This is a genomic window from Pseudomonas sp. PA-1-6B (assembly GCF_021609545.1).
GTDB classification, from domain to species: Bacteria; Pseudomonadota; Gammaproteobacteria; order Pseudomonadales; family Pseudomonadaceae; genus Aquipseudomonas; species Aquipseudomonas fluorescens_BV.
The window spans coordinates 1-12,609 of record NZ_WJZM01000096.1; the positions used below are offsets into that span (position 1 = coordinate 1).

14 protein-coding genes are annotated in these 12,609 nt (G+C 60.1%); 10 read left to right on the forward strand and 4 right to left on the reverse strand.

All coding sequences use genetic code 11. The features are described 5' to 3' along the window. The first annotated feature begins 248 nt into the window (after window positions 1–248). From GIV35_RS26530 to GIV35_RS26540, 3 genes are all read left to right on the forward strand, one after another. Window positions 249–1,154, forward strand: a complete 906-nt coding sequence (locus GIV35_RS26530) for an alpha/beta hydrolase (protein ID WP_060764535.1) — start codon at window positions 249–251, stop codon at window positions 1,152–1,154. After that, window positions 1,151–1,477, forward strand: a complete 327-nt coding sequence (locus GIV35_RS26535; RefSeq protein ID WP_200648470.1) for a hypothetical protein — start codon at window positions 1,151–1,153, stop codon at window positions 1,475–1,477. Before GIV35_RS26530 ends, GIV35_RS26535 begins: the two co-directional genes overlap by 4 nt. 109 nt (window positions 1,478–1,586) lie before the next feature. Beyond that, complete coding sequence (locus tag GIV35_RS26540) at window positions 1,587–1,907, forward strand: hypothetical protein (RefSeq protein WP_054897116.1); 321 nt, start codon at window positions 1,587–1,589, stop codon at window positions 1,905–1,907. A gap of 292 nt (window positions 1,908–2,199) precedes the next feature. Here the strand turns inward: GIV35_RS26540 and GIV35_RS26545 are convergent, their stop codons facing one another. The 3 genes from GIV35_RS26545 to GIV35_RS26555 all read right to left on the reverse strand — a co-directional run bounded on the left by GIV35_RS26545 (window position 2,200) and on the right by GIV35_RS26555 (window position 4,095). Beyond that, complete coding sequence (locus tag GIV35_RS26545) at window positions 2,200–2,985, reverse strand: OmpA family protein (RefSeq protein WP_034126516.1); 786 nt, start codon at window positions 2,983–2,985, stop codon at window positions 2,200–2,202. 56 nt (window positions 2,986–3,041) lie between these two features. Then, entirely contained in the window at window positions 3,042–3,467 is a 426-nt protein-coding gene (locus tag GIV35_RS26550; RefSeq protein WP_034126517.1) for a DUF4398 domain-containing protein, read from the reverse strand. 283 nt (window positions 3,468–3,750) lie between these two features. Then, on the reverse strand, window positions 3,751–4,095 hold the full coding sequence (locus GIV35_RS26555; protein ID WP_073522699.1) for a pilin assembly protein: 345 nt from the start codon (window positions 4,093–4,095) through the stop codon (window positions 3,751–3,753). Window positions 4,096–4,292: 197 nt separating this feature from the next. On the opposite strand from GIV35_RS26555, the gene ppc reads away from it, so the two are divergent. From ppc to GIV35_RS26585, 6 genes are all read left to right on the forward strand, one after another. After that, on the forward strand, window positions 4,293–6,938 hold the full coding sequence (gene ppc / locus GIV35_RS26560) for a phosphoenolpyruvate carboxylase (RefSeq protein ID WP_105225996.1): 2,646 nt from the start codon (window positions 4,293–4,295) through the stop codon (window positions 6,936–6,938). A gap of 280 nt (window positions 6,939–7,218) precedes the next feature. After that, the gene (gene adk, locus GIV35_RS26565; protein WP_003189104.1) at window positions 7,219–7,866 is read left to right on the forward strand and encodes an adenylate kinase; all 648 of its coding nucleotides are present in this window, start codon (window positions 7,219–7,221) and stop codon (window positions 7,864–7,866) included. Window positions 7,867–7,956: 90 nt separating this feature from the next. After that, a complete protein-coding gene (gene tsaB / locus GIV35_RS26570; RefSeq protein ID WP_105225997.1) occupies window positions 7,957–8,643 on the forward strand; it encodes a tRNA (adenosine(37)-N6)-threonylcarbamoyltransferase complex dimerization subunit type 1 TsaB in 687 nt (228 codons plus the stop codon). A gap of 160 nt (window positions 8,644–8,803) precedes the next feature. Continuing rightward, window positions 8,804–9,106, forward strand: a complete 303-nt coding sequence (locus tag GIV35_RS26575; RefSeq protein WP_034126521.1) for a hypothetical protein — start codon at window positions 8,804–8,806, stop codon at window positions 9,104–9,106. Then, entirely contained in the window at window positions 9,106–9,966 is an 861-nt protein-coding gene (locus GIV35_RS26580) for a DUF72 domain-containing protein (protein WP_105225998.1), read from the forward strand. Before GIV35_RS26575 ends, GIV35_RS26580 begins: the two co-directional genes overlap by 1 nt. A 10-nt stretch (window positions 9,967–9,976) precedes the next feature. Next, on the forward strand, window positions 9,977–10,675 hold the full coding sequence (locus GIV35_RS26585; RefSeq protein WP_236265491.1) for an extensin-like domain-containing protein: 699 nt from the start codon (window positions 9,977–9,979) through the stop codon (window positions 10,673–10,675). Between the two features lie 3 nt (window positions 10,676–10,678). Here GIV35_RS26585 and GIV35_RS26590 read toward each other — a convergent pair whose 3' ends face one another. Further along, complete coding sequence (locus GIV35_RS26590) at window positions 10,679–11,299, reverse strand: energy transducer TonB (RefSeq protein ID WP_236265490.1); 621 nt, start codon at window positions 11,297–11,299, stop codon at window positions 10,679–10,681. Window positions 11,300–11,395: 96 nt separating this feature from the next. Between GIV35_RS26590 and GIV35_RS26595 the strand changes: the two genes are divergently transcribed. Then, window positions 11,396–12,178, forward strand: a complete 783-nt coding sequence (locus tag GIV35_RS26595) for a class I SAM-dependent methyltransferase (RefSeq protein ID WP_014717213.1) — start codon at window positions 11,396–11,398, stop codon at window positions 12,176–12,178. Window positions 12,179–12,609 lie beyond the last annotated feature (431 nt).

Sequence of the window (12,609 nt, forward strand, 5' to 3'; positions counted from 1 at the left end):
ACCGATATGTGGCGCGCTACAACAGTGTAAGGCGCCACAGTTACAACGGTTACCACTCACCGATAGCGGCGGAAAAGCTAGCGGCGTGAAAACCGATAAGAATGTCCAAAATTACTGGACCAGATCAGCTTGCCTGCGATAGCGCTGGGTCAGCCAGCACTCAGTCACTGATAGACCGCTATCGCAGGCAAGCCAGCTCCCACATTTGATCTTTACTGGTCTTCAGAACTTTCGCGAGGTTTCAACGGATGAGAATCCTCGGCATTTTATGCCTGCTACTCACATTGAACGGCTGCAGCTCCTTGCTGTTCTACCCCGAGCCCGGCCTACCCTTCACCCCGGAAAAAGCCCACCTGCAATACCGCGACGTCACGCTCACCACCGCAGATGGCGTGAAACTGCACGCCTGGTGGCTGCCGGCCAAACCCGGTGTCCCGCTCAAGGGCACAGTCCTGCATTTGCACGGCAACGGCGGCAACCTCGCCTGGCACCTGGGGGGCAGTTGGTGGTTGCCGGAGCAGGGTTATCAAGTGCTGTTGCTGGACTATCGCGGCTATGGGCTGTCGGAAGGCAAGCCGTCGTTGCCGGCGATCTACCAGGATATCGACGCCGCATTCGGCTGGATCGACAAGGCGCCTGAAACCCAGGGTCAACCGCTGGTTATTCTCGGCCAAAGCCTGGGCGGTGCACTGGCGGTGCATTACCTGGCAGCCCACCCGGAGCGTCAAGCCCAACTAAAAGCCTTGGTACTGGACGGCGTGCCAGCCAGTTATCGTGACGTAGGACAATTCGCCCTGAGCACTTCCTGGTTAACCTGGCCGTTGCAGGTGCCGCTGTCGTGGCTGGTGCCCGACGCCGACAGTGCGATCAATGCCATGCCCCGGTTGACCGGCGTGCCCAAGCTGCTGTTCCACAGCCTGGATGACCCGATTGTGCCTGTGGCCAATGGCATCCGCCTGTATCAAGCGGCGCCACCGCCCAGGGTGTTGCAACTGACCCGTGGCGGCCATGTGCAGACCTTTGCCGACAAAACCTGGCAGACCGTCATGCTGCGTTATCTGGACGACCCTCAGCACTTCAACGGCTTGCGCCGCCTGGGGGAAATTCCGAATTACCCTATTCCTAAAGTTGACTCATCAGAGAGCCCGCAATGAGCGAAGAACGCAACATGATCCCGCTGATCCTCACCGGCATCGGTACCATCATCGGCACCGTAGGCTGCCTGTGGTACTACGGCTACCTGCACTTCGCCAAGCCGGAAGATGCGTTGCTGCTCAGCGATTTCACCATGCTCAAGACCATACCGGGCGAAGATTACAAAATCTCCCTGACCCCGGCCGCGCAAGTGGCGCAGTGTGTTGACGGCGTGTTGGTGATGTTTGATACCGAGCAGAAGGGTTTGAGCGGCGTGCTGGTGAACAACAAGAAGCAGGCCGTGCGTTGTATAGGTCAAGAAACGCCGAAACTGGAGCAGTAGGACAGGCAGTGTGGGGAAAGCTGGAACCATTTTGAGTGAGTTGCCACTGATTTGGGACCGAGCAGCAACGCTGATTCGGTTAACTCTTTAACTTGATTTGGAGTCACATATGTCTATAAGTGGAGTTGGTCCTTCCCAAGGTGGTTTTGGCGCTCAAGATGCAGGTCAACAATCCGGTGACGTGGGCAGCCTCAAGAAAGAGATTGAGGATCTGAAGAAGCAAATAGGTCAGATGCAATCTCAAGGTGCCGGTGGTTCAGAGGGCGGTGGCGGTTCGGGAGGCGCTGTGGATGACCTTAAAAAACTGCTGAAAGAACTCGAGGAAAAGCTTAAAGCTATGGAAGGCCAAGAGGGTAAAGGCGCTGATGGCGAAGGCAGCAAGCCTGGTGGCGAAGGTAGCGCAAAGATTTCCATTGATTTCCAGCAGTAACATGAATAACGGGAACCGTCTTGCGTCAGAAGCCACAAAAGCGTCATGACTCATAAAGATTGGGGCCGAGACAGTGGCGATTACTATTGCTGCGATACGCAATATGTTGAACATGGCGAGAGGGCATGAAGAACTGGAGCGCAAAGTTGCCCAGACGCATGAGCTTAGCCAACTGATGGACAAGCTATCGAGCGCGAAGATAGAAATGCCGCTCGAAGATACACATCGTCCAGTCGGGTTCGACGAACCCAAAAAAAACCCACCGTAAGGTGGGTTTTTTATCCAGCATCAATCAGTTAGCAACGGAAGACCGTGGCTTGACCGGCTGGTTGTCGTTGGAAATGGTCACTTCCACGCGACGGTTCATGGCGCGGCCGGAGACGCTGCCGTTATCGGCAACCGGGTATTCCTTGCCATAACCCTGGGTCACGATACGCGAGATATCCACGCCTTGTTGAGCCAGTGCACGCTGAACAGAAGCGGCACGACGCTCAGAGAGGCTCTGGTTGTACGAGTCGGAACCGGTGCTGTCGGTATAGCCTTCGACGATCACTTTACGGTCTGGGTTATCGCGCAGAAACTGAGCCAGCTTGGTGATGTTCACCAGGCCGCTGGATTTCAGATCGGACTTGTTGGTGGCGAACAGCACGTCACCGAAAGTCACCAGAGTGCCGCGATCGGTTTGTTTGGCGTTCAAGCTGTTTTGCAGTTGCTTGATTTGTGCGTCACGAGCGTCCAGCAGGGCGCGGGCACGTTCGTCACCAGCGTTTTTCAGCTTGGCTTCGGATTCGCGCAGGACGATGGTGTCCTTGGCCACTTCAACGCGCTGGTTGGTCAGGTAGGCCAACTGGTCGACTTTCTTCTCGTCTTCCTTGTCGCGGTAGGCCTTGTCAGCCTTGTCCAGCCATTCGCTGGCGTCTTTGGTTTCCAGCGCCGCCAGCTTGGTGGCTTGCGGGTTGGTTTGCAGGGACGAGAAATTGGTCCGCGCATTTTCCAGGTTCGCGTTCGGCGGGGTGGAGCAGGCCGCCAAGGCAACGCTCATCGCCAGCAGGGCAGGGATCATCAATTGTTTACGCATAGTCGTGTCGTCCTTTCAATTCGATATCAGGTGCGATGCAGTCAAGGGGCTGCGGCTTACTTCTGCATGATTGCAGCTGGGCGCATGCCTTCCTTACGCAGTTCTTCAACAGCCTTCTGGGAATCCTTCACAGCCTGTTGAGCCTTGGCAGCCTGGGCCTTACGCTCAGCGACGCGGGCATCCCACTCGGCTTGTTCAGCCAATTGGCGAGCCTTGTCGTAGTTCTTGTCGTGCATGGCAATCTCAGCTTCTTTGAGCTTGTCCTGGGCCGACTTCATTTCCACCGCCGCATACTCGGTACCGCCGGCGCTGACTGCGCTGTTGACGGCCGATTGGGTTACGGCGTACTGCTCGGTTGGAGGGTTGCCGGCGCAGCCAGCCAGAACGAAGCTGGTGCCGATTGCCAGCGCGGCCAATTTGAGCCCGCGCAGGTGGTTAAACGAGGATTTGGCAGTGCTGGTGTTCATCGTCTTCAACTCCATTGGATAACTCCTGAAAAACATCAAAATCCATCGGGGCGTATCGATTTCGGGCCCGTCGGTAAAGCACATGGCGTCCGTTCAAACGATCGTTCCACAAGTGATGGCTACTGGCTGTGACCGGAGGCTTTTTTCAAAAGTTCAGCGGATATGGCGATTTGCCTAAAAAAATATCTGACTGATTGGTCAGTGTTTGAAAAATGGAACTTTCGCGGTGCGCAGCGGTACCTCCGGACCTGTAAAAGGCCCGGAATATGTGGGTTTAATTGACGTCAATAAATGTTTATCAGTGTTTTTGTTCGTCAGTGCCGGCCGACAAATCATGTAAGTGGCGACGGGATAAAGTAAGAAAGCGTGGCGTGGGGCCGACGTCTTCATACAGCGGGTCACCCTCTTCGTCGGTGGCAATTACCTGCTGGCCCTGGATGTAGGGAAAGCTGGCTTCCAGCTCTTCAAGGGCGGCACCGATCAACTCGCCGAGCAGTTCTTCGACATGGCGCTTGGGGTACATCTCGGCAATGGCCGCCAGCCGTGCAGCGGCTTCTACATCCAGATGAATGGCGTATTCAGTCTTGGTCAAACGACCCTTGGCGGTTTCTTCCCAATGCTGGGCCAGTTCTCGAATTTTCATGGCTACCTCAATAAAGCCTGCGATGGCAGGCGGTGATGAGTGACCAGCCGCCTGCGTGGATGACGCGGCGACTCACCGTTGAGACTAGCTGCAAGCGCCAAGGTTTAAAGTCGTTTGCGTTCGGCCTTGTCAGAAACCGACGTCGGCGGCACTCTGAAGCACCTGCGCGTCCCGGATTTCTGGCTGGAGATTGGCTGATGAGTGATATCGATGCACGCTTGCGTGAGGATGTTCACCTGCTGGGTGAGCTGTTGGGCAACACCATTCGAGAGCAGTACGGCGAGGCTTTCCTCGAAAAGATCGAGCAGATCCGCAAAGGCGCCAAGGCCGACCGTCGCGGAGCCGTTTCAGAGAAAGCCGCTGGCGATGAGTTGAGCGCCAGCCTCAATCAGTTGCAGGAGGACGAGCTGCTGCCGGTGGCCCGGGCCTTCAACCAGTTCCTCAACCTGGCCAACATTGCCGAGCAATATCAATTGATTCATCGGCGCGATGAGTCCCAACCGGCGCCGTTCGAATCGCGGGTTTTGCCAGAATTGCTGGCCCGTCTGCAAAGCGAAGGTCACAGCAATGAATCCCTGGCCCGGCAGTTGGCGCGGCTGGACATCGAGCTGGTGCTCACCGCCCACCCCACCGAAGTGGCCCGCCGCACGCTGATCCAGAAGTACGATGCCATTGCTGCGCAACTGGCCTTGCAGGATCACCGCGACCTCACCACCGCCGAGCGCGAGCAGATTCGCGAGCGCTTGCAACGCTTGATCGCCGAAGCCTGGCACACCGAAGAAATCCGTCGAGTGCGGCCCACCCCGGTGGACGAAGCCAAATGGGGCTTTGCGGTGATCGAGCATTCGCTGTGGCACGCCATCCCCAATTACCTGCGCAAGGCCGACCAGGCCCTGCACGCCGCTACCGGCCTGCGCCTGCCCTTGGAGGCTGCGCCGATTCGCTTTGCTTCGTGGATGGGCGGCGACCGTGACGGCAACCCGAACGTCACCGCGCCGGTCACCCGCGAAGTGCTGTTGCTGGCGCGTTGGATGGCGGCGGATTTGTACCTGCGTGACATTGATCAACTGGCCTCAGAGCTGTCGATGCAACAGGCCAGCCCGGCGTTGCAAGCCAAAGTAGGCGACAGCGTCGAACCTTATCGTGCCTTGCTCAAGCAACTGCGTGAACGCCTGCGCGCCACGCGCCAGTGGGCCCACACCTCGTTGACCAGCACCACCCCGGCGCCGGCCGAGGTGTTGCAGAACAACCGCGACCTGCTGGACCCGCTACAACTGTGCTACCAGTCCCTGCACGAATGCGGCATGGGCGTGATCGCCGATGGCCCGCTGCTCGACTGCCTGCGCCGTGCCGTGACGTTCGGCCTGTTCCTGGTGCGCCTGGATGTGCGCCAGGACTCCAGCCGTCACTCGGCGGCCATGACCGAAATCACCGATTACCTGGGTCTGGGGCGTTATGAAGACTGGGATGAGGATGCGCGTATCAGTTTCCTCACCCAGGAACTGACCAATCGGCGGCCCTTGCTGCCGGGTTACTTCAGACCCTCGGCGGACACTGCCGAGGTGCTCAATACCTGCAAGGAAATCGCCGCCGCACCAGCCGCATCATTAGGTTCGTATGTCATCTCCATGGCCGGCGCCGCGTCGGATGTGCTGGCGGTGCAACTGCTGTTGAAGGAATCCGGCGTACAGCGGCCAATGCGCGTAGTGCCATTGTTCGAGACCCTGGCCGACCTGGACAACGCCGGGCCGGTGATGGAGCGCCTGTTGCAACTGCCGGGTTACCGCGCGCGCTTGCAGGGCCCGCAGGAAGTGATGATTGGCTACTCGGACTCGGCCAAGGACGCCGGCACCACGGCCGCCGCCTGGGCACAGTACCGCGCCCAGGAGCGCCTGGTGGATATCTGCCGCGAGCAACAGGTGGAGCTGTTGTTGTTCCACGGTCGCGGCGGCACCGTTGGCCGTGGCGGTGGCCCGGCGCACGCTGCCATCCTGTCGCAGCCACCGGGCTCGGTAGCGGGGCGGTTCCGCACCACTGAGCAGGGAGAGATGATTCGCTTCAAATTCGGCCTGCCGGATATCGCTGAGCAGAACCTCAATCTCTACCTGGCCGCGGTACTGGAAGCGACCCTGTTGCCGCCGCCGCCTCCCGAGCCTGCCTGGCGTCATCTGATGGACGAACTGGCGGCAGACGGTGTCAGTGCTTACCGGGCCGTCGTGCGCGAAAATCCGCAGTTCGTCGAGTACTTCCGCCAGTCCACGCCGGAGCAGGAATTGGGCCGTTTGCCTCTGGGCAGTCGCCCGGCCAAGCGTCGTGCGGGCGGGATTGAGAGCTTGCGCGCCATCCCATGGATCTTTGGCTGGACCCAGACGCGCCTGATGCTGCCCGCCTGGCTCGGCTGGGAAGCGGCACTGAGCAAGGCGCTGGAGCGCGGTGAAGGTCAATTGCTGGGGCAGATGCGCGAGCAGTGGCCGTTCTTTCGCACGCGCATCGACATGCTGGAAATGGTCCTGGCCAAGGCTGATGCCGATATCGCCCGTCTTTATGATGAGCGCCTGGTGCAGCCGGACCTGCTGGCATTGGGTGCGCACTTACGCGACCTATTGTCGCAGGCGTGTGACGTGGTGCTTGGCCTGACCGGCCAGTCGCAGCTGCTGGCCCATAGCCCCGACACCCTGGAGTTCATCCGCCTGCGCAACACCTACCTCGACCCCTTGCACCTGTTGCAGGCCGAGTTGCTGGCACGTTCCCGTCAGCAGGAGGCTGCCCAAGACAGCCCTCTGGAACAGGCGCTGCTGGTGTCCGTGGCCGGTATCGCGGCCGGTTTGCGCAACACCGGCTGAGGTTTTTTGCGTGTACTCAATGGCTTGCGGATAAACCGCGACGACCGCCCGGAAACGGGCGGTCGTCGTTTGAGGGGGTGGGTTGCGCTCAGGCACACCCTGGCGCTGACGCAGGTGAGGCGCGGGTTTCTCCTACTTTTGGCGGCTTGTATGGTGAGGGCCCGCTGTGTATCTTGATCAGCCTTTGGCCGTTTGATCGGCCTAGAACCACATTTTTACGAGATTGGCCCCACGCGGCGAATCCGAGCGTCATCTCTATAAAAAATTGAGGAGCACATCGATGCGCGTCATTCTGCTGGGAGCTCCCGGGGCCGGTAAAGGTACTCAGGCAAAGTTCATCACTGAAAAATTCGGCATTCCACAAATCTCCACCGGCGACATGCTGCGTGCGGCCGTCAAGGCTGGCACCGAACTGGGCCTGATCGCCAAGAGCGTGATGGACAGCGGCGGCCTGGTCTCCGATGACCTGATCATCAACCTGGTCAAGGAACGCATCAGCCAGGAAGACTGCAAGAACGGTTTCCTGTTCGACGGCTTCCCACGCACCATTCCCCAGGCTGAAGCCTTGGTGAAGGCGGGCGTGGAGTTGGACGCCGTGGTCGAAATCGCGGTTGAAGACGAAGAGATCGTCCAGCGTATCGCTGGCCGTCGTGTTCACGAAGGCTCTGGCCGCGTGTACCACATCGTCTACAACCCGCCGAAAGTGGAAGGCAAGGACGATGTCACCGGCGAAGACCTGGTGCAGCGTAAAGACGACACCGAAGAAACCGTGCGTCATCGTCTGTCGGTCTACCATTCCCAGACCAAGCCCCTGGTGGACTTCTACCAGAAGCTGTCCGCAGCCCAGGGCAAGCCGAAATACAGCCACATTCCTGGTGTGGGCTCGGTAGAGGCCATCACCGCCAAGGTGCTGCAAGCACTGAGCTGATCCGTTGATCGGCGGCACAGACAACGGCCCGCTTGCGGGTCGTTGTTGTTTATACTGGCGCACTTTTTTCCGACTTGGACACCCACACCGATGAGCACCCTGCTGGCCCTGGACACCGCGACTGAAGCTTGCTCCGTTGCCTTGCTGCACGATGGCAAGGTCACGAGCCACTACGAGGTGATCCCGCGCCTGCACGCGCAGAAATTGTTGCCGATGATCAAGCAATTGCTTGAAGACGCTGGTACCACCCTGGCTGCCGTGGATGCCATCGCGTTTGGCCGTGGCCCAGGTGCATTCACTGGCGTGCGCATTGCCATTGGCGTGGTGCAGGGCCTGGCCTTTGCGCTGGAGCGCCCGGTGCTGCCGGTGTCCAACCTGGCGGTACTGGCCCAGCGCGCGTTGCGTGAGCACGGGGCGTCGCAAGTGGCAGCGGCAATTGATGCGCGCATGGATGAAGTTTACTGGGGTTGCTACCGTGAGACCGCAGGCGAAATGCGCCTGGTCAGTGCGGAAGCGGTGCTGGCCCCCGAAGCGGCGCAGTTGCCCGCTGACGCCAGCGGCGATTGGTTCGGTGCCGGCACGGGTTGGGGTTATGGCGAACGCATCAAGGTGACGTGTGCCGAGCAGGACGCGGCGATGTTGCCACACGCCGAAGACCTGCTGGCGTTGGCACGTTTCGCATTCGAGCGCGGCGAGGCGATTGCGGCGGACCAGGCAGCACCGGTGTACCTGCGCGATAAAGTCGCGCAGACCAAGGCCGAACGCGGGATTATTTGACGCCAAAAATGTGGGTGTTACGCGGCAAATTTCGCCAATCGTCAGAATTTGCCTGGGTTTTTAAACCTTTTACAAATTATGTGTTCTAGTTATCACCAGAGCATTTGCGCGCCATGGAAAGTGCCGCTAAATTGCCATCATTGATACCGAGTCTGCATGTATGCGTATAGACGGTTTTTCCTCACAGTCGTACCCCCTCAAGCGTAAGCCGCGCAAGGCGAGCGTGACGGTAGACGAGTCCGTCGAGGATTCACCGGACTTCATCGAAGTACACACCGATACGCCTTCCAAAGCTCAAGGCGCCTCGAGCGCACGCATCAGCGGCGTTCCTGCCCGTCAGCAAGACATGGTCTTTCCCCGTTCCATGAGCAAAAGCGTTGCCACCGCCTTGGCCAGCTACCTGACCACCGCCGGCTTTGTCGAATGGGATATGGAAGTGCTGGGTCTCGATATCCATATCTGATGCGTTTGCCTTATTACATCGGCTGCCCGTCCTGGAGTGAAAACGCCTGGCGCGAGTACCTGTATCCCGCTGAGGCACGTTCCAGCGATTACCTCGGGCTCTATTCCCAGGTCTTCAACGCCGTTGAAGGCAACACTACTTTCTATGCTCGCCCCTCGGCCGCTACCGTACAGCGCTGGGCCGAAATCATGCCTGATGATTTTCGCTTCACCGCCAAATTCCCCGGCGATATCAGCCATGCTGGCGATTTGCGTGAACAGTTGCCGGCGGCAGAAAGTTTTGTCGGCTTGATGAGCCCTTTGGGTGAGCGCGTTTCACCGCTGTGGCTGCAGCTCTCGAAGAGCTTTACGCCGCCACGCCTGGCGGAGCTGGCTGGTTTTCTCGATGGCATTGATCGGCCGCTGGCCGTGGAGGTGCGTCATGAACAGTTCTTCGCCAAAGGTGATGCTGAGCGCATGCTCAACCGCCTGTTGCGCGATCGCGGTGTCGAGCGCATCTGCCTCGATCCACGTGCCCTGTTCAGTTGTACCTCTACCTCGGAAGCGGTGCTGCATGCCCAGTCCAAAAAGCCCCGGGTGCCACCGCGCCCAGCGGCCCTGACGCAGTTTCCCCAGGTGCGCTTCATCGGGCATCCGGACCTTGAGGCCAATGACCCGTTCCTGATTCCATGGGTGGAAAAGATCGCCAGTTGGATCGAAGAGGGCCGCACGCCCTATATGTTCCTGCACACGTCGGACAATCGTCTCGCGGCACAACTGGCGCTGCGCTTCCACGCCAAGCTGATGGTGCGTCTGCCAGGGCTACCGCCGCTGCCTGCCTTGCATCGAGAACCCGTGGCGGAGCAGCTCGGGCTACTTTGAGGGTTGAGCCGTGGGTGTGGTCAAGACATTGAGTGTGTTGCTGGTGCTGGTGGGCGCATTTGCGTTGGCTGTCTGGCGGGGTTGGGTGCCGATGCCGGCCGAGTGGAACCCCTGGGCGCCCTTGGATGTGCGGGCCAGCCCCAACCTGTTGACGCGCTACAAGCTCAGTCGTTTGCAGGACGATCCGGCGCTGTGTGACCAGGTGCTGAACACCTCTGGTCTGCGCGTGAGCCGCCAGGCCGATACACCGGCTGATGCGGCGTGCCCCTTGCGCAATATTCTGCGTGTGCAGGGCGCTGACGTGGCCTTGAGCAGCAGCTTTCTCGCCAGTTGCCCGCTGGCGGTGGCGTTCGCCTTGTTCGAGCGCCATAGCCTGCAACCGGCGGCCCAGGCCGTGTTCGGCCAGGCGGTGAGCCGCGTCGAGCATTTGGGCAGTTTTGCCTGCCGTAATATCTACAACCGCGCCGACGGTCGACTCAGCCAGCATGCCTCGGCCAATGCCCTGGATATCGCCGGTTTTCGCCTGGCGGATGGGCACAGTATCAGCGTGCTCAAGGATTGGCCGGGGCAGGGCGACAGTGCGCGCTTCCTGCGTTTGGTACGCGATGGCGCCTGTGATGACTTCAACGTGGTGTTGAGCCCGGACTACAACGCGGCTCATCGCAACCATTTCCATCTGGACATGGGGCGTTGGTGGGTGTGTCGCTAGGGTTCAGGCGGCCAGGCGCAGGTTGTGGGTCACCAGCGGGCGTGCCCAGTAGTAATCGAAATCCAGGGCCTTTTGCTGCGCCAGCAGTTCTTCTTCAGGGTACGGCGTGGCGACCGGTGGCAGCAGGTCCAGCTCGAATTCGGCAATCGGCAGGTGCAGTGGGCGTGGTTGTGGCGCCGGGCCTGGCCCGGGTAGCGGTTGGCCGGCGTTCAGCACGATGGGGCGTACCCACTCGCTCTCAAACGCTTGTTGGCGTTGCTGGGCGATGACTTCTTCTTCCGGGAACGGCGTCGCGGCCGGTGGCAGCAGCTCGGTTTCGAACTCGGCAATCGGCAGGAAGAGCGGCGCAGGCGGCACGATCTCGGTGTCTTTCACATCGCACTCACGCTGGGTGAGGATCTGCGCCAGCAGGTCGGCGCCTTCGCGGGGTTCAACTGCCGGGTCTGCCGGGGCGGGCGCCTTGGCGGCGAGCGCGTCCGGCGTTTCACCGAGCTGCTCGGCCAACGCGCGGGCGAAGAAGTCCTGCCACACATGACTCACCCCGGCCAGCGCTTGGGTATTGCGCAGGCCGTAATGGTTGTGGGTCGGCAGTACACCGATGGAAAGGGGAAGAATGTCTGACATTTTTCTCGGTCGACGCTCAGCTCTGGCAAAATACCTGACTGTGATTTTTATCGGCCGTTGTTTGCCGATCCTTAATATTTTTGAGCGTGGCGATTGATGAACGAACAACCAGCGGCCAGCCGCATCCAGGTCCAAGCCTTGGCTGACAGCTTCCAGGCCCGCGCTGAACAGTGGGCTTCGCTGCTGGGGTTGCCTCTGCAGGTGGCCGATGCGGATTTTTCCCTGCAAGTGGGGGAGCACGGCTTGCAGTTGCAACAGCTTGGGCCTGATGCGCCAGGGCCGGTGCGGGTCGACTTTGTCGAAGGCGGCGCGGCGCATCGGCGATTGTATGGTGGTGGCAGCGGGCAGATGATCGCCAAGGCGGTGGGCATCGCCCAGGGCGTGCGCCCGCGAGTGCTGGACGCCACGGCTGGCTTGGGCAAGGACGCGTTCGTGCTGGCCAGCCTCGGGTGTGAGATGAGCCTGATCGAGCGCCAGCCGCTGATCGGCGCCTTGCTCGAAGATGGCCTGGCCCGCGCTGCCGAAGATTTTGACGTGGCGCCGATTGTGGCGCGCATGAAGCTGCTCAAGGGCAACTCCATCGACGTGATGCTCAATTGGCAGGGCGAGCCGCCTCAGGTGATCTACCTGGACCCGATGTTTCCGCACCGTGAGAAAACTGCCCTGGTGAAGAAGGAAATGCGCCTGTTCCGGCCGTTGGTGGGCGATGACCCGGATGCACCGGCGTTGCTTGCGGCCGCTCTGGCTTTGGCCAGCCATCGGGTGGTGGTCAAGCGGCCGCGCAAGGCACCCTGTATTGAGGGGCCGAAGCCAAGCCATGCGCTGGATGGCAAGTCCAGCCGCTACGACATTTATCCCAAGAAAGCGCTCAAGCCGTAAGCTGCAAACAGCAGCACTTATCTCCCAGGTGCGGCGAGATCCAACTGTGGGAGCTGGCTTGCCTGCGAAGACGGCCTGACAGCCGATGCCTATCTCTCTGGCGCGCCGCAATCCCAATGTGGGAGCTGGCTTGCCTGCGATGACGGCCTGAAAGCCGACACCTATCTCCCTGGCGCGCCGCAATCCAAATGTGGGAGCTGGCTTGCCTGCGATGATGGCCTGAAAGCCGACACCTATCTACCTGACGCCCCGCGATCTAAATGTGGGAGCTGGCTTGCCTGCGATGGCGGCCTGACAGTCGACGCAGTTATACCGAGTACATATCCATTGCTGCGGTAACGGCCACTTAGGGTTCCGCCCTGACGGCGGCTCACTTTGCAAAAGCCGGGATGCCGGCCCAGGCCAAAGTAAGCAAAACGCTCTTGCCCCAC